The organism is Streptomyces sp. NPDC007164 (genome assembly GCF_040634135.1).
Classification (GTDB): domain Bacteria; phylum Actinomycetota; class Actinomycetes; order Streptomycetales; family Streptomycetaceae; genus Streptomyces; species Streptomyces sanglieri.
In genome coordinates this window covers 255,142-274,326 of sequence record NZ_JBEYFB010000001.1, presented here as the reverse complement: position 1 = coordinate 274,326, position 19,185 = coordinate 255,142, and the positions used below count along the sequence as shown (strand labels likewise).

Annotated in this window: 18 protein-coding genes; 10 read left to right on the top strand and 8 right to left on the bottom strand. The window is 71.5% G+C overall.

Annotated features, from left to right (window positions below):
• Window positions 1-12 precede the first annotated feature (12 nt).
• The gene (locus tag ABZ622_RS01130; protein ID WP_360539156.1) at window positions 13-1,389 is read left to right on the top strand and encodes a radical SAM protein; all 1,377 of its coding nucleotides are present in this window, start codon (window positions 13-15) and stop codon (window positions 1,387-1,389) included.
• A 46-nt stretch (window positions 1,390-1,435) separates the two neighbouring features.
• Here ABZ622_RS01130 and ABZ622_RS01125 read toward each other — a convergent pair whose 3' ends face one another.
• On the bottom strand, window positions 1,436-2,170 hold the full coding sequence (locus ABZ622_RS01125) for an isocitrate lyase/phosphoenolpyruvate mutase family protein (RefSeq protein WP_360539153.1): 735 nt from the start codon (window positions 2,168-2,170) through the stop codon (window positions 1,436-1,438).
• Between the two features lie 58 nt (window positions 2,171-2,228).
• Window positions 2,229-2,744 (bottom strand): carboxymuconolactone decarboxylase family protein, encoded by a 516-nt coding sequence (locus tag ABZ622_RS01120; RefSeq protein ID WP_360539150.1) that lies wholly within the window; start codon window positions 2,742-2,744, stop codon window positions 2,229-2,231.
• Window positions 2,745-2,791: 47 nt separating this feature from the next.
• Between ABZ622_RS01120 and ABZ622_RS01115 the strand changes: the two genes are divergently transcribed.
• A complete protein-coding gene (locus ABZ622_RS01115; protein WP_360539146.1) occupies window positions 2,792-4,195 on the top strand; it encodes a PLP-dependent aminotransferase family protein in 1,404 nt (467 codons plus the stop codon).
• 134 nt (window positions 4,196-4,329) lie between these two features.
• Here ABZ622_RS01115 and ABZ622_RS01110 read toward each other — a convergent pair whose 3' ends face one another.
• Window positions 4,330-5,202, bottom strand: coding sequence for a hypothetical protein (locus tag ABZ622_RS01110; RefSeq protein WP_360540214.1), 873 nt, complete (start codon window positions 5,200-5,202; stop codon window positions 4,330-4,332).
• A gap of 144 nt (window positions 5,203-5,346) precedes the next feature.
• Between ABZ622_RS01110 and ABZ622_RS01105 the strand changes: the two genes are divergently transcribed.
• On the top strand, window positions 5,347-5,613 hold the full coding sequence (locus tag ABZ622_RS01105; RefSeq protein ID WP_351255764.1) for a hypothetical protein: 267 nt from the start codon (window positions 5,347-5,349) through the stop codon (window positions 5,611-5,613).
• 6 nt (window positions 5,614-5,619) lie between these two features.
• Window positions 5,620-6,816 carry a glutathionylspermidine synthase family protein gene (locus ABZ622_RS01100; RefSeq protein WP_360539142.1) on the top strand — a complete coding sequence of 399 codons (1,197 nt, stop codon included), beginning with the start codon at window positions 5,620-5,622 and terminating at the stop codon, window positions 6,814-6,816.
• Between the two features lie 9 nt (window positions 6,817-6,825).
• Here ABZ622_RS01100 and ABZ622_RS01095 read toward each other — a convergent pair whose 3' ends face one another.
• Both ABZ622_RS01095 and rocD read right to left on the bottom strand, forming a co-directional pair.
• Entirely contained in the window at window positions 6,826-7,785 is a 960-nt protein-coding gene (locus tag ABZ622_RS01095; RefSeq protein ID WP_360539140.1) for an SMI1/KNR4 family protein, read from the bottom strand.
• A gap of 63 nt (window positions 7,786-7,848) precedes the next feature.
• A complete protein-coding gene (rocD, locus tag ABZ622_RS01090) occupies window positions 7,849-9,051 on the bottom strand; it encodes an ornithine--oxo-acid transaminase (RefSeq protein WP_360539137.1) in 1,203 nt (400 codons plus the stop codon).
• A gap of 139 nt (window positions 9,052-9,190) precedes the next feature.
• Between rocD and trpS the strand changes: the two genes are divergently transcribed.
• Both trpS and ABZ622_RS01080 read left to right on the top strand, forming a co-directional pair.
• Window positions 9,191-10,204 carry a tryptophan--tRNA ligase gene (trpS, locus tag ABZ622_RS01085; RefSeq protein ID WP_266913163.1) on the top strand — a complete coding sequence of 338 codons (1,014 nt, stop codon included), beginning with the start codon at window positions 9,191-9,193 and terminating at the stop codon, window positions 10,202-10,204.
• Window positions 10,205-10,317: 113 nt separating this feature from the next.
• The gene (locus tag ABZ622_RS01080) at window positions 10,318-10,908 is read left to right on the top strand and encodes a 2'-5' RNA ligase family protein (protein ID WP_360539134.1); all 591 of its coding nucleotides are present in this window, start codon (window positions 10,318-10,320) and stop codon (window positions 10,906-10,908) included.
• A gap of 30 nt (window positions 10,909-10,938) precedes the next feature.
• Here ABZ622_RS01080 and ABZ622_RS01075 read toward each other — a convergent pair whose 3' ends face one another.
• A complete protein-coding gene (locus ABZ622_RS01075) occupies window positions 10,939-11,877 on the bottom strand; it encodes an SDR family NAD(P)-dependent oxidoreductase (RefSeq protein ID WP_360539131.1) in 939 nt (312 codons plus the stop codon).
• A 60-nt stretch (window positions 11,878-11,937) separates the two neighbouring features.
• Complete coding sequence (locus ABZ622_RS01070) at window positions 11,938-13,287, bottom strand: FAD-binding oxidoreductase (RefSeq protein ID WP_360539128.1); 1,350 nt, start codon at window positions 13,285-13,287, stop codon at window positions 11,938-11,940.
• A gap of 141 nt (window positions 13,288-13,428) precedes the next feature.
• Between ABZ622_RS01070 and ABZ622_RS01065 the strand changes: the two genes are divergently transcribed.
• Window positions 13,429-14,382: a YihY/virulence factor BrkB family protein gene (locus ABZ622_RS01065; protein ID WP_360539125.1), complete on the top strand. Its 954-nt coding sequence runs from the start codon at window positions 13,429-13,431 to the stop codon at window positions 14,380-14,382.
• Here ABZ622_RS01065 and ABZ622_RS01060 read toward each other — a convergent pair.
• Window positions 14,330-15,577 (bottom strand): D-alanyl-D-alanine carboxypeptidase, encoded by a 1,248-nt coding sequence (locus ABZ622_RS01060; protein WP_360539122.1) that lies wholly within the window; start codon window positions 15,575-15,577, stop codon window positions 14,330-14,332. The two genes, ABZ622_RS01065 and ABZ622_RS01060, sit on opposite strands and share 53 nt — an antisense overlap.
• Before the next feature lie 121 nt (window positions 15,578-15,698).
• Between ABZ622_RS01060 and ABZ622_RS01055 the strand changes: the two genes are divergently transcribed.
• The 3 genes from ABZ622_RS01055 (at window position 15,699) to ABZ622_RS01045 (ending at window position 19,082) form a co-directional block, all read left to right on the top strand.
• Window positions 15,699-15,944 (top strand): SCO4848 family membrane protein, encoded by a 246-nt coding sequence (locus tag ABZ622_RS01055; protein ID WP_079179553.1) that lies wholly within the window; start codon window positions 15,699-15,701, stop codon window positions 15,942-15,944.
• A 53-nt stretch (window positions 15,945-15,997) separates the two neighbouring features.
• The gene (locus ABZ622_RS01050; RefSeq protein ID WP_360540211.1) at window positions 15,998-17,338 is read left to right on the top strand and encodes a metallophosphoesterase; all 1,341 of its coding nucleotides are present in this window, start codon (window positions 15,998-16,000) and stop codon (window positions 17,336-17,338) included.
• A gap of 187 nt (window positions 17,339-17,525) precedes the next feature.
• Window positions 17,526-19,082: an ABC transporter substrate-binding protein gene (locus ABZ622_RS01045; protein ID WP_360540209.1), complete on the top strand. Its 1,557-nt coding sequence runs from the start codon at window positions 17,526-17,528 to the stop codon at window positions 19,080-19,082.
• Window positions 19,083-19,185 lie beyond the last annotated feature (103 nt).

Sequence of the window (19,185 nt, the reverse complement as noted above, 5' to 3'; positions counted from 1 at the left end):
GTCTGCGCTGTCATGCGCGTGACGATGATCCTTCCGGCACTGACCGAGGCGACCAGCCCGCTGTTCCGCCCCATCAAGTACTCGCTCTTCCCGCCGCTCGGCCTGGCGACCCTCGCCGGGTACCTCGGCCCGGACGACGAAGTGACGCTCCTGGACGAACACGTGGAGCGGGTGGACATCGAGGCGCTCGACAGCCCCGATCTCCTGGTCGTCCAGCCGTACATCACCTCCGCGCGGCGCGGCTACGAGATCGCCGACCACTTCCGGGCCCGGGGCGTCCACGTCGCCATGGGCGGCCTCCATGTGACCTCGCTCCCGGACGAGGCCGCCGCCCATGCCGACACGATCTTCACCGGGCCCGGCGAGGACACCTGGCCGCTGTTCCTCAAGGAGTTCCGCGCCGGGGCGCCGGGCCGCCGGTACGACTCGAAGCTGCGCACCCTGGCCGGGCTGCCGCCGGTCCGGCGCGACCTGATCAAGCGGCAGCTGTATCTCGTACCGAACTCGATCGTGGTCTCGCGCGGCTGCCCGCACCACTGCGACTTCTGTTACAAGGACGCCTTCTTCGAGGGCGGGAAGTCCTTCTACACCCAGGCGGTGGACGACGCGCTCGCCGAGATCGAGCGGCTGCCCGGCAGACATCTGTATTTCCTGGACGACCATCTGCTCGGCAACCGGCGCTTCGCCGAGGCGCTCTTCGACGGGATGGCCGGCATGGGGCGGCTCTGGCAGGCCGCCGGCACGGTGAAGTCCGTGCTCCAGCCGGAGTTGCTTGAGCGGGCCGTGGCGGCGGGGCTGCGCAGCCTGTTCGTCGGCTTCGAGACCGTCAACAGCGCGAACCTCGCCGAGCGCCGCAAGGACCAGAACATCGGCAAGGACTACGCGGCCGCCGTCCGCCGGCTCCATGACGCCGGGGTCATGGTCAACGCGAGCTTCGTCTTCGGGCTCGACCACGACGGCCCGGACGTCTTCGACCGTACGGTGGAGTGGGCCGTCGAACAGGGCATCGAGACGGCCACCTTCCACATCATGACGCCGTATCCGTCCACCGGACTGTGGAAGCAGATGGAGGCCGAGGACCGGATCGTCCACCGGGACTGGGACCTCTACGACACCCGCCATGTCGTCTACCGCCCGAAGGGCATGACGCCGCGCCAGCTGGAGGACGGGTACTGGCGCGCGTACCGCGACTTCTACCGGTGGTCCAACATCTGGCGCGGTGCGGCCGCCCAGCCCGGCACCCACGAACGGCTCAGGCACCTGGCGTACTCGGGCGGCTGGAAGAAGTTCGAACCCGCCTGGGACGCCCTGATCCGTTCCCGCCGGGTGGTGCGGGCGATGCCGATGCTGGAACGGACCCTGGCCGCCTTCGGCGGCCGGAGCGCCTGAGTGCTAAGCCCTTGTCACTCAGCCCGTGTCGCTCAGCCCGTGTCGCTCAGCCCTTCCGCAGCCCGTCCGCGATCTCCCGTACCGCCGCCATCGCCCGGCGCTGGAGCCCGGGGCCGAAGGTGATCCGGGTGGCGCCCAGCTCGCCCAGCCGGCGCGGTGGCGGGCCGTCCGGGCGGGCGAAGACGTTGAGCGGGGCCGGGACGGCGGCCGCGAGGGCGGGCAGCGCCTCGGGCGGGGCCACGATCGGGTAGACGCAGTCCGCGCCCGCCGCCACGTACAGCAGGGCGCGCCGGACGGTCTCCGTCTCCACGTCCGTGTCCTCGGGAACCCCCCGGACGTAGGTGTCGACGCGGGCGTTCACGAAGAGCGCGTCGCCCGCGGCCGCCCGCACCGCCGCGAGCCGGTCCGCCTGCCGCCGGGCGTCCACGAGGCCGCCGTCCGCCGAGTCCTCCAGATTGCAGCCGACGGCCCCGGTTTCCAGGAGCCGCTCCACCAGCTCCGCCGGCGCCAGTCCGTAACCCGCCTCGATGTCCGCCGAGACGGGCACGGAGGCCGGGACGGCCCGCACGATCCTGGCCACGGCCGCGAACATCTCGTCGGCGGGCGTCTCCCCGTCCTCGTAGCCGAGCGAGGCCGCGACCCCGGCGCTCGGTGTGGCGAGCGTCGGGAAGCCCGCCTCTACGAAGACCCGCGCACTGCCCGCGTCCCACGGGCCGGGGACGACCAGCGGGTCGCCGGGGGCGCGGCCGTGGTGCAGGGCGCGGAGGACGGATGCGGTCACGCGGGGCTCCTGTGCGGGTGTCGGGGAGTGGCGGTGCGTGGTGCGGGCCTGCGGGAGGTCAGTGCTTGATCTGGCCCGGCTGGTAGTGACCGGGGACCATGCGGGTGGTCACGGCGAAGCGGTTCCAGGCGTTGATCGTCGTGATCGCGGCGATGAGATGGGCGAGCTCCGTCTCGTCGAAGTGCTTCGAAGCCTTCTCCCACACCTCGTCCGGCACGAAACCGTCGGTCAGCACCGTCACGGCCTCGGTCAGCTCGATGGCCGCGATCTCCTTGGGCGTGTAGAAGTGCTGCGACTCCTCCCAGGCGCTGAGCTGGACGATCCGCTCGACGGACTCACCGGCCGCGAGCGCGTCCTTGGTGTGCATGTCGAGGCAGAACGCGCAGTGGTTCAGCTGCGAGGCGCGGATCTTCACCAGCTCCCCGATGACCGGGTCGAGGCCCTTGCGGGACGCCGCGTCCAGCCGGACCAGCGCCTTGTAGACATCGGGGGCGAGCCCGGCCCAGTTCTGCAGGCGGGGGGTGTGCTCGGAGTTGAGCTCGGAGGTCGGGTGGCTGTGCTCGTTCGTCGTCATGGGTACGACATTACGCGGCAGATGGCACACGGGTATGGTCCATTTCCATGACAGATTCATGGGCCACTTTCGGCGCCGACCTGCATCTTGAGACGACCGGGGCACCACGGCTGCGGGCCGGTCTCATGGACGCGCTGCGCGAGGCCGTACGGACGGGGCGGCTGACGCCCGGCACCCGGCTGCCGTCCTCCCGCGGCCTCGCCGCCGACCTGGGCATCGCCCGGAACACCGTCGCCGACGCCTACGCGGAGCTGGTCGCCGAGGGGTGGCTCACCGCCCGGCAGGGCTCGGGCACCAGGGTGGCGCAGCGGGCCGAGCCGCGCCCGCCGGCCGGCCGGACCGTACGCGCCCGCGCGGCGCGGTCCCGGCCCGCCCACAACCTGCTGGGCGGGTCGCCCGACCTCTCGACGTTCCCGCGCTCCGACTGGCTCAAGGCGTCCCGGCGCGCACTGTCCGCCGCGCCCAACGACGCCTTCGGGTACGGCGATCCGCGCGGGCGCATCGAGCTGCGCACCGTGCTCGCCGGCTATCTGGCACGGGCCCGCGGCGTGTACGCGGACCCGGAGCGGATCATGATCTGCGCCGGTTTCGTGCACGCGCTGAAACTGATGGGGCCGGTGCTGCGCAAACGGCGGGTGCGGGAGGTGGCCGTCGAGTCGTACGGGCTGGACATCCACCGCAAGCTGCTCGCGGACGCCGGGCTGCGGCTGCCCTGTCTGCCGGTCGACGGACTCGGCGCGCGGACCGGCGAACTGGCCGCCCTGCGTGGCGTGGGCGCGGTACTGATGACGCCCGCGCACCAGTTCCCGACGGGTGTGCCGCTCCACCCCGACCGGCGGGCCGCGGCCGTGGACTGGGCGCGCGGCACGGGCGGGCTGATCCTGGAGGACGACTACGACGGCGAGTTCCGCTACGACCGGCAGCCGGTCGGAGCGCTCCAGGGGCTCGACCCCGAACGCGTGGTGCACCTGGGTACGACGAGCAAATCGCTGGCACCCGGGCTGCGCCTGGGGTGGATGGTGCTGCCGGATTCGCTGGTGGGCGAGGTGTCCGAGGCCAAGGGGATGAGCGACTGGTCGTCGAGCGCGCTGGACCAGCTGACGCTCGCGGAGTTCATCGAGTCGGGCGCGTACGACCGGCATGTGCGCTCGATGCGGCTGCGCTACCGGCGCCGCCGCGACCAGCTCGTCGCGGCCCTGGCGGAACGGGCCCCCGGCGTCCGGGTCAGCGGCATCGCGGCCGGGCTGCACGCCGTGCTCGAACTGCCCGAGGGCACCGAGCCGTCGGTGCTCCGGGCGGCGGCGTGGCAGGGCCTGGCCCTGGAAGGGATCTCCCACTTCCGGCACCCGGACGCCGGTCCGGGCCGCGACGCGCTGGTCATCGGCTACGGGACCCCCACCGACAGCGCCTGGCCGGGCGCGCTGGACGCGCTCTGCCGGGTGCTGCCCTGAGGTTCAGCGGCGGTCGGAGGACCCCGGCGGCCCGCTCGGTCGCCGAACGCCGGCCGGACGCCGAAGCCGACGACGGTCCCGGTGATCCGGTCGGGCACCCGGCGCGGGCTGGCCTTCCGAGCACCCCGTGCGGGTCACTTCTCGCAGCGGGCCCGCTCGGCCGCGTCGTCCGCCGGTCCCCGGGCGTCCGCCGGGGCCTCGCCGAAGCGGGCCAGGGCCAGCGCGCCCGCCACCGCGACCACGAAGCCGGCGACCGCCACCCACTCCAGGCCCTCGCGGGTCCGGTCGCCGAGCCAGACCACGCCCACCAGCGCCGGGCCGATCGTCTCGCCGAGCACCATGCCGGCCGTCGCCGTCGTCACCGAACCGCGTTGCAGGGCCGAGGTCAGCAGCAGGAACGCCGAACCGCCGCCCAGCAGCAGCGCGTATGCGGCCGGGTCGGCGAGCAGCGCGGCCGGGGACACGTCGTCGATCAGCCGGACCGTGACCTCCACCACCCCGAAGCCGCAGCCCGCGCCGAGCCCCAGCACGAGCGCCCGCAGCCGCTCCGGGAGCCGGCCGGCCGCCGCGCCGATCAGCAGGATGCCCAGCGCGATCCCCAGCATCGACCAGGCCAGGGCGGCCGAACCAGTCCCGTGGCCCTCGCCGCCGGACGACAGGCCCAGCATGCCGAGGCCCGCGCAGACGACGCCGACCGCGCTCCACTCGACGCCGCTCAGCCGCACCCCGAGCAGCCGCGCGGCGACCACCGCCGTCACCGCGAGGCTCGCGGCCAGCGCGGCGCCGACCGCGTAGATGGGCAGGGAACGCAGGGCGATGATCTGGAGGACGAAACCGCAGCCGTCCAGGGCGAGTCCGGCGACGTACCGCCACTGGCGCAGGGCGCGCAGCAGCAGCGCCGGATCTACCCCCGCGTCCGACCCCGGCTCGGCGGCGGCCCGCGCGGCGACGGCCTGGAGGACCGAGGCGGTGCCGAAGCAGACGGCGGCACCGAGCGAGCAGATCATCCCGAAGATCACATAGTGAATCTACTTGTGGACGCCGGGTACGTGTGGACGTCCGGTGCACCCGCTTCCCGCCGACATCGGCAGGCATCTAATCTGACGGGTGGTCGCAATGGCTTGATTCGTACGCACGGGGGAGTCGGAAACATGGCACGCAGGCTGAGGTCGAGCACGGTCGTGCTCGGCGGCATGGGGGTGCTCGCGGCGATGATCACGTCCTGCGGTTCGGAGCCGGACAAGCGGTGTGTCGACCCGCTGACCCGGGACAAGCTGCCGAGCTACGAGTGCAAGAACGGCAAGGGCTCGTACTACTACGGCGGCAGCAGCAAGAACGGCAAGGTGGAGGGCGGCAGTTTCGACAAGTCCGCGGTCGACCGCGGCGGTTTCGGCTGCTCGGGCACCGGCGGCGGCTGAACCGGCATGGAACGCCGTACCATACGACCCCGCCCCGGCTGGCAGCGGACGGTGGAGGAACAGGGCATCGTCTTCCCGCTCACCCGCTACCCGGACGGATCGCTGCGCCCGTACTGGGACGAGAGCGCCCACTACGTCTTCTCGCTGCCCGAGGTCGAGGCGCTGGAGGGCGTCGTCGAGGAACTGCACACCATGTGTCTGGCCGCGGCCGCGTACATCGTGGAGCAGGACCGCTTCGCCGAACTCGGCATTACCGACCGGCGGTTGACCGGTCTGATCGCCCAGTCCTGGCAGCGGCGGGACGAACTGCCGTCCCTGTACGGCCGGTTCGACCTGTGCTACGACGGCACCGGCCCGGCGAAGATGCTGGAGTACAACGCGGACACCCCCACCTCCCTGGTGGAGGCCGCGAGCGCCCAGTGGTTCTGGATGGAGGACCGCTTCCCGGGCGCCGACCAGTGGAACTCGCTGCACGAACGGCTCGTCGCGGCCTGGAAGCGGCAGGCACCCCTGCTGCCGCCGGGGCCGCTGCACTTCGCGCACTCCGACGGGGACGAGCTGGGCGAGGACCTGATGACGGTCGCGTATCTGCGCGAGACCGCGGAACAGGCCGGCATCGACACGGAGGCGCTCTCCGTCGAGCAGATCGGCTGGGACCGGCTGAGCGGGCGGTTCGTCGACGACCGGCTCCGGTTCGTCCGGAGCTGCTTCAAGCTGTATCCGTGGGAGTGGCTGGCGACCGACCGGTTCGGCCCGCATGTGCTCGACACCCTCGACAACGGCGGCGGTACGGGTACCACCTGCTGGATCGAGCCCGCCTGGAAGATGCTGCTGTCCAACAAGGCGCTGCTGGCGATCCTCTGGGAGCTCTACCCGGGCCACCCGAACCTGCTGCCCTCCTACCTCGACGGTCCCCGTGAACTCGCGGCGGACCCGGGCGACGGCGGCCGCGGCTATGTGGCCAAGCCGCTGCTCGGCCGCGAGGGCGACGGCGTCACGATCCATGAGCCGGGAAGCCCCGCGGTGCTGCGGGACGAGCCGTGCTGCTACCAGGAGCTGGCACCGCTGCCGGACTTCGACGGCAACCGCGTGGTGCTGGGCGCCTGGGTCGTCGAGGACGAGGCGGCCGGGCTCGGCATCCGCGAATCGGCCGGTCCGGTCACGGACGAGTACGCCCGCTTCCTGCCGCACGTCATCCTCTGAGGGCCGTCCTCAGCCGGGCAGCGGCCCGCCCGCGCGCAGCCAGCCGAGCAGATCGTCCGTGACCGGCTCGCCCGCCGCCCCGATGTCCTCGCCGGCCGCGCCCAGGCCCAGCCGGTACAGGGTGGTGCGGTCGCGGCCGTGGCGGCGCATGAAGAGCCCGTCGCCGCCGCTGTCGTCCCCGACCAGCACCCAGCCGGGCGCGTACCGGGGCACCTCGAAGGTCTCGTTGCGTTCCTGGATCAGGTGCGGGCCGTAGACGTGCACGCCGTTGTCGAGCAGCACACCGGGCGTCGACCGCCACAGCCGGGCGATCGCAGGATTGGGGCCGTCCCGCAGACCGCGCGACAGCGCCGCCCGGACGGCCAGGAATCCGGCGAAGGACTCCGCGACCGGGTACTCGCACCCGTCCGCGCCGTCCCGCCCGACCACCGGGTACTCCCCGTCCTCGCCCGCCCGGTCCAGGGCGAAGCGGAACTGGCCGCCGCAGTCCGGCTCGACGGCGAAGCAGAGCCGCTCGCAGTCCCGCCGCCAGCCCGCGGTGACGGCCTCGTACATCTCGTCGGCCGGATCGCCCGCCGGATCGCCCGCCGGATCGCCCGCCGGATCGTCGGCCGGATCGTCGCCGGACCCGCTGGACCCGCTGGACCCGCTGGACCCGCTGGACCCGCTGGACCCGCTGGACCCGCTGGACTCGCCGGACTCGCTGGACTCGCTGGACTCGCCGGACCCGCTGGACCCGCTGGACCCGCTGGACTCGCCGGACCCGGCGGGCGCCACCGTCGCGATGTCCGCGTCCCCGGCCCGTCCGTGGCCGTACTCGGCCAGCCACCACCGGTACGACGGCGGCAGCGGCCCGACGCGCGCCTCGGCCTCGCGGATCAGGGCCTCCGGCACGCCGCCCGCGGGCCCGCGGCCGAACCCCGGTGACTCCTCGATCAGGTCACGCAACTGCGTCAGGTCGGGTCTCACGGTGCGGAGTCTGCCAGGGCGGGCCGGCCGGACGGGCCCCGGCCCGCCCGGCCGCCCGGGGGCTCAGCCGCGCAGCACGGCCCGGAGCTGTTCCAGGCCCCAGTCCAGGTCCTCCTTGCTGATCACCAGCGGCGGGGCGATCCGGATCGTCGAGCCATGGGTGTCCTTGACCAGCACCCCTCGGTCCATCAGCTTCTCGGAGATCTCCCGGCCGGTGCCGTGGCCCGGGGCGATGTCGACCCCCGCCCACAGCCCGCGGCCGCGCACCTCCTGCACCGCGCCGCCCACCAGCAGCCCGAGCTCCTGGTGCAGGTGCTCGCCCAGCTCGGCCGCCCGCTGCTGGAACTCGCCGGTGCGCAGCATCGCGATGACCTCCAGCGCGACCGCGCAGGCGAGCGGATTGCCGCCGAACGTCGAACCGTGCTCACCGGGCCGGAACACCCCGAGCACGTCCTGCGACGAGACCACCGCCGACACCGGCACCACACCGCCGCCCAGCGCCTTGCCGAGCACATACATGTCCGGCACCACGCCCTCGTGCTCACAGGCGAAGGTCTTCCCGGTCCGGCCCAGGCCCGACTGGATCTCGTCCGCGATGAACAGCACGTTCCGCTCGCGGGTGAGCGCGCGCACCCCGGGGAGATAGCCGGGCGGCGGCACCAGCACCCCGGCCTCGCCCTGGATCGGCTCCATCAGCACCGCCACGGTGTTCTCGGTCATCGCCTCCCGGAGCGCCGTGAGATCCCCGTACGGCACGATCTCGAACCCCGGCGTGTACGGGCCGAAGTCCTCCCGCGCCTCCGGGTCCGTGGAGAAGCTGATGATCGTGGTCGTGCGGCCGTGGAAGTTGTTCGCGGCGACGATGATCTTCGCCATGCCGTCCGGGACGCCCTTCACCCGGTACCCCCACTTGCGGGCCGTCTTCACCGCGGTCTCCACGGCCTCCGCCCCGGTGTTCATCGGCAGCACCGACTCCATGCCGCACAGCTCGGCGAGCTGCGTACAGAAGTCGGCGAACCGGTCGTGGTGGAAAGCACGTGAGGTGAGCGTCACCCGCTCCAGCTGCGCCTTGGCCGCGTCGATCAGGCGCCGGTTGCCGTGTCCGAAGTTGAGCGCCGAGTAGCCGGCGAGCATGTCGAGGTAGCGGCGGCCCTCGACATCGGTCATCCAGGCCCCGTCCGCCGTGGCGACGACGACGGGCAGCGGATGGTAGTTGTGCGCGCTGTGCGCCTCGGCGGAGGCGATGGCGGTTTCCGTGGTCGACACGGGATCTCCGTTCGTCGTGGGGCGGGCGGGGGTGGTGCCCACTTTGTATCGTTGGTCGGATCAGTGGCGAGGAAACCTGTATTTCCCGGCGCGCCAGGCCGGTCGGGGCCCGGCGTCCGCACCTGAGACAATGAGTTCCATGGCCTCTGAACGCCCCCGTGTGCTCTCCGGGATCCAGCCCACCTCGGGTTCGATCCACCTCGGCAACTACCTCGGCGCGGTCCGCCAGTGGGTGGCGCTGCAGGACTCCCACGACGCCTTCTACATGGTTGTGGACCTGCACGCGATCACTGTCCCGCAGGACCCCGCGCAACTGCGCGCGAACACCAGGCTCGCCGTCGCCCAGCTGCTCGCCGCAGGTCTCGACCCGGAGCGCTGCACGCTCTTCGTCCAGAGCCACGTCCCCGAGCACGCCCAGCTCGGCTGGGTCATGAACTGCCTCACCGGCTTCGGCGAGGCGTCGCGGATGACGCAGTTCAAGGACAAGTCCGCCAATCAGGGCACCGACCGGACCACGGTCGGTCTCTTCACGTACCCGATGCTGATGGTGGCCGACATCCTGCTGTACCAGGCCGACCAGGTCCCGGTCGGCGGGGACCAGCGCCAGCACCTGGAGCTGACCCGCGACCTGGCCGAGCGGTTCAACGCCGGCTACGGCGACACGTTCACCGTGCCGAACCCGTACATCCTCAAGGAGACGGCGAAGATCTACGACCTCCAGGACCCGTCGGCGAAGATGAGCAAGTCGGCGGCCACCCCGAAGGGCCTGATCAACCTTCTGGACGAGCCGAAGGCCACCGCCAAGAAGGTGAAGAGCGCGGTCACCGACACCGACACGGTCATCCGCTTCGACCCGGTGGAGAAGCCCGGTGTCAGCAATCTTCTGACCATCTACTCGACACTCACGGGCACCGGTATCGCGGATCTGGAGCAGAAGTACGAGGGCAAGGGCTACGGTGCGCTCAAGACCGACCTCGCCGAGGTCGTGGTCGAGTTCGTCACACCCTTCCGGACCCGCACCCAGGAATACATGGACGACCCGGAGACGCTGGACTCGATCCTGGCCAAGGGCGCGGAGAAGGCCCGTGCCGTCGCGGCGGAGACCCTGGCCCGGACGTACGACCGGATGGGCTTTCTGCCCGCGAAGCACTGAGTCCAAGGACCCTGGCGGTTTCACTGCCGCAGGCGTCACACTGGCGACGGGAAGCTGAACCCGGTGGATGGCCGAAAGCAGGCCATCGACCATCGAGCATTGAGGAGGACCACGTGGGGACCGTAACGCTCGGCGTTTCGATCGCGGTCCCGGAGCCCTACGGCAGCCTGCTCCAGGAGCGGCGCGCGAGCTTCGGGGACCCTGCCGCGTACGGCATTCCCACCCACGTCACCCTTCTCCCGCCGACCGAGGCCGAGGCGGCCGACCTGCCCGCGATCGAGGCGCACCTCGCCCGGATCGCGACGGGCGGCCGCCCCTTCCCGATGCGGCTGTCCGGCACGGGGACCTTCCGTCCCCTCTCGCCGGTCGTCTTCGTGCAGGTCGTCGAGGGCGCCTCGGCCTGCACCTGGCTGCAGAAGCGGGTCCGGGACGCCTCCGGGCCGCTGGTCCGCGAGCTCCAGTTCCCGTACCACCCGCATGTGACCGTGGCGCACGACATCGCCGAGGAGGCGATGGACCGGGCGTACGCCGAGCTCGCCGACTACGAGGCGGCCTGGACCTGCGGTTCCTTCGCGCTGTACGAGCAGGGCTCGGACAGCGTCTGGCGCAAGATCAACGAGTTCCCGTTCGACGCCGGGGGCGGCACCCCAGCCGTGCCCGCGCAGGGCGGCTCATCCGTGGACGAGCCCTCCCTGCACCCCTGAGCGACCCCGTACCGCCCCGGCGCCGCCGGCTCAGAGCGGCAGGCGCCGGAACAGCGGGCGCGGTACGTGCCGCAGCGCCGACATCACCGCACGCAGCGACCCGGGCACCCACACCGTCTCCGAACGCCGCCGCAGACCCGCCACGATGGCCTCCGCGACCGCGTCCGGCGTCGTGGTCAGGGACGGCGCCTCCAGCGGCGCCGAGGCGAACCGGGCCGATGCCGAGCGCGCCGCGGTGATCCGGGCCGATGCCGAGCGTGCCGCGGTGATCCGGGCCGATGCCGAGCGTGCCGCCCCGCCCCGGGCCGGGGCTAGCAGCGCCGCCCCGCTCCGGGCCGGCGCGGGCGACGGCGGCTCGGCCCGCGCGGCAGGCACCGCTTCCGGGGCCGGCTCCGGGCGTACGACGCCGGGGCGCACGACCATCACATGCACCCCGGTCCCGTGCAGCGCGTCCCCCAGCCCCTGCGTGAACGCGTCCAGGCCCGCCTTGCTGGACCCGTAGATGAAGTCGGCGCGGCGGGCGCGTTCGCCCGCCACCGATGAGAGCACCACCAGCGAGCCGTGCCCCTGCGCCTGGAGTGCGCCGGCGCACACCAGCCCGGCGGAGACGGCCCCGGTGTAGTTGGTCTGGGCGACCCGGACCGCGGACAGGGGCTCCTCCTCGTCGCGGCCCTGGTCGCCGGAGATGCCGAAGGCGAGCAGCACCATGTCGATGTCGCCCTCGGCGAAGATCTTGCCGAGGGTGGTCTCGTGGGACTCGGCGTCCAGGGCGTCGAAGCCGACTGTACGGACGTCGGCGCCGCGGGCGCGCAGTTCGGCGGCGGCCGCGTCGAGGGCGGGGCCGGGGCGTCCGGCCAGCCGGACCGTGCGGGTCCGCAGGGCGATCAGCCGCCGGGCGGTGGCCAGCGCGATCTCCGACGTGCCGCCGAGGACGAGCAGGGACTGCGGGGCTCCGAAGGCGTCCTTCACGAAGACACCCCTTTCAGACGTGGGCGGTTCGGGTGTGGGAGGTCGGGGGAGGCGGCGGCGTCAGAGCGACAGACGGCGCGACAGGTCCGAGCGGAAGGCCCCGGCCGGGTCCAGCTCGGCACGGAGCGACCGGAAGTCGGCCAGCCTCGGATACATCGCGGCCAGCAGCTCCGGCCGGAGCCGGGAGTCCTTCGCCAGACAGACCCGGCCACCGGCCGCCGCCACCTCCTCGTCCAGCGAGTTCAGGAATCCGGCCAGTCCGGGCAGGGCGGCGGGCAGGCCGAGGGCGAGCGTCCAGCCGGGCGTCGGGAACGACAGCCAGCCCGGATCCCCGGCACCGAACCGTTTGAGCACGGCGTTCATCGACGGCCAGCGCCGCCGGGAGATCCGGTGCACGATCCGGCGCAGCGTCTCCTCCCGGCCGTGGCCGACGGCGAACTGGTACCGCACGGATCCGGCCCGCCCATGGATCCGGTCGCGGTGCGGCAGGCCGTCCAGGGGGTGGAAGAACGCGGCGAGCTGCCGGAGTTCACCGATCCGGTACTTGGGCGCGCCGCGGTACCGCACCTCGTTGAGCAGGGCGGCCGGGGCGCCGCCGAGCAGCGCCTCCGGCACGAGGGCGGGGGCGGCCGGCAGCGGCCCCGGGCGGAACGAGAGCGGTGTGCGCCGGGCGCGCGCCGGTAGCGCGTACTGGGGTACGTGCTCTCCCCGGGTGAGTACGGAACGCCCCGTCGCCCGGCCGCGGGCGCGGAGGTCGATCCAAGCGGCCGAGTAGCGGTAGCGGTGGTCCCCGGCGGCGAGCCGATCCAGCAGGTCGTCCAGGTCGACGGCGCGTTCGGTGTCGACCGACATCCATGAGCTGGTGACGCGGTGGCACCGGAGCGTGGCCGAGAGGATCACCCCGGTCAGGCCGAGGCCGCCCGCGGTCGCGTCGAAGAGCGCGGTGCCGGGGCGGACGGTACGGATCTCGCCCTCGGCGGTCAGCAGTTCCAGCTCCTGGACGTGCCGGGAGAAGGAACCCGAGACATGCTGGTTGTGACCGTGGATGTCGGCGCCGACCGCGCCGCCCACGGTGACGTACCGGGTCGTGGGCGTGACCGGGACGAACCAGCCGAGCGGCAGCAGGACCTCCATCAGCCGGTGCAGGCTGACCCCGGCGTCGCAGACCACGAGCCCGGCGGCGGCGTCCACGGCGCGGATCCGGTTGAGCGCGGTCATGTCGAGAACGGAGCCGCCCGCGTTCTGGGCCGCGTCGCCGTGCGCCCGGCCGAGGCCCCGGGCGATGGAGCCGCGGGGCCCGCAGCCGCGTACCGTCGCCGCCGCCTCCTCGTACGAACGGGGGCGGAAACGCACGGCGGTCGTCGGGGCGGTGCGGCCCCAGCCGGTCAGGGACACGGTGTCGACAGACATGACGGTGACCGTATCGCCCGGGAAAACCCTTTCGAGGTATTTGTTACAACACTCACTGATATGGGTGATTGAGGAAGTGTCAGTCCGTACCGCGGCAGGGCCGGTTTCGGTTTTCCGGGCCGGGGAGGGTAGTCGTACATCATGGACTGGCTCAAAAACCTCCCCGTCATCGGGCCGATCGTCGCCCGGCTGATGGCGACGCACGCCTGGCGCTCCTACGAGACGCTGGAGCGGGTCCATTGGGCCAGGCTCTCCGCCGCGATCACCTTCATCAGCTTCCTGGCGCTCTTCCCGCTGATCGCGGTCGGCGCGGCGATCGGCGCCGCGCTGCTCTCCACCGAGCAGCTCCACAAGATCGAGGACAAGCTCGCCGAGCAGGTGCCGGGCATCTCCGACCAGCTCGGCATCGAGAGCCTGGTGGCCCACGCGGGCACGGTGGGTGTGGTGGCCGGTGCGGTGCTGCTCTTCACCGGCATCGGCTGGATCGGCTCGATGCGGGACTGTCTGCGCGCCGTCTGGGACCTGGACGACGTGAGCCTGGGCAACCCGGTCGTGCGCAAACTCAAGGACGCCGGGCTGCTGCTGGGGCTCGGCGGGGCGGTGCTCGCGACGCTGGCCGTGTCGTCGGCCGGCTCCGTCGCCGTCGGCCGGACGGCGGAGCTGCTCGGCATCTCGGACCGCGGCGCCGGCGGTGTGGTGCTCCAGGTGGCCACCCTGCTGGTGGCGGCGCTCGCCGGATTCCTGCTGCTGCTCTATCTGCTGACCCTGCTGCCCGGCGTCGAGCCGCCGCGGCACCGGCTGCTGGTCGCCGGAGCGCTCGGCGCGATCGGCTTCGAACTGCTCAAGCTGCTGCTCGGCAGCTACATGAAGGGCGTGGCGGGGAAGAGCATGTACGGCGCCTTCGGGGTGCCGGTCGCGCTGCTGCTGTGGATCAACCTCTCGGCGAAGCTGCTGCTGTTCTGCGCCGCCTGGACGGCGACGCAGAACAGCGAGGAGGCCGGCGAGACCGAGGACGAGGCTGCCGAAGAACCGTCCGGGCCGGTCAGCGGCGAGGGAGGCGACGGACCAGGTCCGGCAGCGGCCAGCGCCGGTTGACCAGGAACGCCGCGCCGGCCAGCAGCACCACGACGCCCGCCGCGATGCCCAGCGCGATCCCGGCGCCGCCGCCCTCGGACGCGGCGGCCTTCGCGCTCTGCGCGGGGCCGTTCTGTCCCCCGTCCGTCCCGGGCGAGGCCGTCGAACCCTTGCCGGATCCGGTGCCGGTGGTGGCCGACTTCGGCGGCACCAGCTCGCCGACCGGGGTCACCTTGCCGCTCGCGGTGAAGCCCCAGTCGAGCAGGTCGGCGGCTTCGTCGTAGACGGCGTGGGGCTTCTCGGACGACGGGTTCATGACGGTGACGAGCAGCACCTTGCCGTCGCGTTCGGCGACGCCGGTGAAGGTGTTGCCGGCCTGCGTGGTGTAGCCGTTCTTGACGCCCGCGATGCCCTTGTACGGCTCGACGCCGCCGGCGCCGGTGAGCAGCTTGTTGGTGTTCTGGATGCCGAAGCTCTCGCGCTTGCCGTTCTTCTCCGCGCCGGGGAACTGCGCGTCGGCCGTCGAGCAGTACTCCCGGAAGTCCGCCTTCTGCAGCCCGCTGCGGGCGAACAGCGTCAGGTCGTACGCGCTGGAGACCTGTTCGGGTGCGTCGTACCCGTCGGGCGACACCACGTTCGTGTCGAGCGCCTGCAATTCCTCGGCGTGCGACTGCATCGCGTCCACGGTCTTGGGGACGCCGCCGTACATCGAGGACAGCACGTGTACCGCGTCGTTGCCCGACCGCAGGAACACCCCGAGCCACAGGTCGTGGACCGTGTAGGTGAGCTTCTCCTTGACGCCGACCAGGCTGCTGCCCTCGCCGAGGTTGGCGAGATCCTCGTCCTTGACCGTGTACTTCTGGGTCTTCGGCTGGAGCGCGGGCATCACGGTGTCCGCGAAGAGCATCTTCAGGGTGGAGGCGGGAGGCAGCCGCCAGTGCGGATTGTGCGAGGCGAGGACCTGGCCGCTCTCCGCGTCCGCGACGATCCAGGACCTGCCCGTGAGCTCCTTCGGCAGCACCGGGGCATCCGGGCCCAGCTTGACCTGTGTACCGGCTCGGCCCAATAGTTCGCCGCCGACCTTGGACATGCCCGCGGGCGGCTTCGGCTGTTCGTCGGAGGCGTCCTTGCCGACCGCCGACGCCGGGCTGACAACAAAAGTGGACAACAAGGCGGCAGAAATGACCGTCAGAGCGGTCTTTTTGAGAGCAGGCACGGTCGGAAACGTACAGGGAGAAGATATGAAAATGGGTGCGGACGGCTTGACCCGCCGGGCGTACCGCCGGGACAGCCCACCCCGGGCGGCTCTGCCGGAGAGTGGCGGAGATACTGGGTCCATGAAGCTCAGCCGCCCCGTCTCCTGGTTCCTGCTCGCCTTCGGGGTGTGGAGCTGGTTCATCTGGATCACTTTCGTCAAGAACCTGTGGAAGGACGGCAGCGGACTCGCCTTCGACGACGCGGGTGACCCGACTGCGTACTTCTGGGTGCATCTGCTGCTCGCCATCACGTCCTTTCTCCTGGGGACGGCCGTTGGAGTGATCGGGTTCCGTGGCGTCAAGGCCCTGCGCCGCGAACGCGCATAACAGGCCGTACGACGGGCTGAGGAGAGCGAGTGGCGGTGGCCGGTCTCGTGGTGATGGTGATCGTCGTGCTCGCGCTGCTGGCCGGCGTGCACCGCTATCTGTGGCGCCGCCTCGTCGGTGACACGACGGCCGAAGGCAGCGCGATGCGCAGGGCCGGCACGGTGGCCGCGTACGTACTGCCGCTGCTGAGCGTCGGCGCGCTGGTCTCCGGCCGCGCGGGCGCGCCCTTCCGGCTCCAGCAGGTGCTGGCCTGGCCGGGCTATCTGTGGCTGGCCGTTGTGCTGTACCTGACGCTGGCCCTGCTGGTGGGCGAGGTGGTACGGCCGGTGCTGCGCCGGGTACTGGCGCGCCGGGCGGACCGGACGGGGCGGCCGGACGACGCGGACACGGCGTCAGCGGACGGTGCGAAAGCCGTAGATCCGGCAAGCGAATCAAATGAAGCGAATGAAGCAAGCGGCGCAAATCGCTCGAACCTCTCCGCAGGTGCGCCGGGTGCGCCGGGCGCGGGGGCTTCCGCCGCCCCGGCCACCCTCCTCGCCGAAGCCCCCGTCCCGTCCCGCCCCGACGCCCCCGGCCGGCGGCTGTTCGTCGCGCGGGCCGTCGGCGGGGCCGCCGCCGTCGCGGGGCTCGGCACGGTCGGCCTCGGCACCTACGGGGTGCTGCGCGGACCGCGGGTCAAGCGGATCACCGTCCCGCTGGCCAAGCTGCCCCGTTCCGCGCACGGCTTCCGGATCGCCGTCGTCAGCGACATCCACCTCGGCCCGATCCTCGGCCGCGCCCACACCCAGCGGATCGTCGACACGATCAACCGGACGCAGCCCGATCTGGTCGCCGTCGTGGGCGACCTCGTCGACGGAACCGTCGCCGACCTCGGGCCGGCCGCGGAGCCGCTCGCCCGGCTGAAGGCCCGGCACGGCAATTACTTCGTCACCGGCAATCATGAGTACTATTCCGGCGCCGCCCAATGGGTCGACCAGGTGAGGGAGTTGGGTCTTCACCCGCTGGAGAACGCCCGGGTGGAGATCGCTGGATTCGATCTTGCGGGCGTCAATGACATCGCCGGGGAGAGTGAAGGGCAGGGCCCGGACTTCGCCCGTGCGCTCGGCGACCGGGACCGTACCCGCGCCGCCGTCCTGCTGGCCCACCAGCCCGTCGTCATCCATGACGCGGTCGCCCACGGCGTGGACCTCCAGCTCTCCGGCCACACCCACGGCGGCCAGCTCTGGCCGGGCAACTTCATCGCCGATCTGGCCAATCCCACCGGCGCCGGGCTCGACCGCTACGGCGACACCCAGCTGTACGTCTCACGGGGCGCGGGCGCCTGGGGCCCGCCGGTGAGGGTCGGCGCACCGTCCGACATCACCGTCGTGGAGCTCGCCTCACGGCTGGCGTGACTCTCCGTCGACAACCGGTTTCGGACGTACAGATGCACCCAAGGTTTCAACCACCGAACAAAAGGCTATGAGTCACAGTTTTGCTCTTCCAGATGTGAATTTCGTGTGATTGGCTGATCGCGAGCATGCGGTGATGTGCGTATCTGAGCGCAACGCCGAGGTGGGGCTGGTAAGGGAGAGCACGGCAATGCGGTCGATCCGGCTACGGATTCTCGCGATTCTCGCGGTTTTGGTCATCGCAGGCGTCGTCGCCTGGCAGTTGCTTCCCTCGGACGAGGTGAGGAACGACCCGGTAGCCGTCGGCACGACGGACGTGGTCACGTCGCTCGACCCGGCAGGCGCGTACGACGCGGGTTCCTGGGCGATGTACAGCAACATCTACCAGTCGCTCATGACGTTCAAGTCCGGGGCGGTCGTCCCCGAGCCCGACGCGGCCGAGAGCTGCGGATTCATCGGCCAGAAGCTCCAGACGTACCAGTGCAAGCTGCGCGACGACCTGACCTTCTCCAGCGGCCGGAAGATCACCGCCGAGGACGTCAAGTACTCCATCGAGCGCATGATCAGGATCAAGACGGACGTCGGTCCGTGGGTGCTGTTCCCGAGCCTGAAGAACGTGGTGGCCGACGGCCGCACGATCACCTTCAACCTCTCCTCGCGCGACGCGACCTTCCCGCAGAAGCTCGCCACCGGAGCCGGCTCGATCGTCGACCGCGAGTCGTATCCGGCAGACAAGCTCCGCAAGGGGAACACGGTCGAAGGTTCGGGACCGTACGTCCTGAAGTCGTACCGGTCGGGCGAGATCGCGGAACTGGTCCCCAACACCCGGTACAAGGGCGCGGTGACGAAGGAGGGTGTCCCGGTCACCGTGCACTACTACAAGAAGTCCAGTGATCTCCTGGCCGCCTGGAACGCCAAGCAGCTCGACGTCACCCACCGCGAACTGCCGCCGGCCACGCTCGCCGAGCTGAACCCCGGCGACCCCGACCTGCGTGTCACCGAGGCGGACAGCGCCGAGATCCGCAACCTCGTCTTCAACGTCCGGCCCGGCACACCACTGGCCGAAAAGAAGGTCCGGCAGGCCATCGCGTCGATCATCGACCGCGGGCCGCTGGTGAGCAACATCTACAAGAGCACGGTCGAACCGCTCTATTCGCTGATCCCGCAGGGGTACATCGGGCACAGCACGCCGTTCTTCGACGCCTACCCGACGCCCGATCCGGCGCGCGCCAAGGAGTTGCTGAAGGACGTCGGCGCGCAGACGCCGATCAAGATCGACTTCGGTTACCGCGGCGGCGACGAGACGCAGGCGAAGGAGGCCGCCGAGCTCCGCCGCCAGCTGGAGGCGGACGGGCTGTTCAAGATCGAGCTCCACGCCGTCGAGTGGACCAAGTTCCAGAAGGAGTACGCGGCCGGCAAGTACGACGCGTACACGATCGGCTGGCTCCCCGACTACCCGGACCCCGACACCTTCAGCCAGCCGCTCGTCGGCCGCAACAACAGCCTCCACAACGGCTACTCCAGCAAGAAGGTGGACAGCCTGATCGGCTCCACGCTCCAGTACGGCGACCGCGGACGCACCGCGGCCGACTTCAAGGAGCTCCAGGCGCAGGTCGGCGAGGACGTGCCGCTGGTCCCGCTGTGGCAGAAGAAGGACTACGTCGTCAGCACGACGGACGTCTCCGGCTCGCAGTACCTCTCGGACGGCACCGGCATCTGGCGGCTCTGGGAGCTGAAGCGGATCTGACGCTCCGCCGCGCACCACAACGGGGGCGGTCGTACCGGCATCTGCCGGACGGCCGCCCCCGTCGTCTTCCCGCCGCGGGCTCCAGGGCCTGTCCGGCGGATCG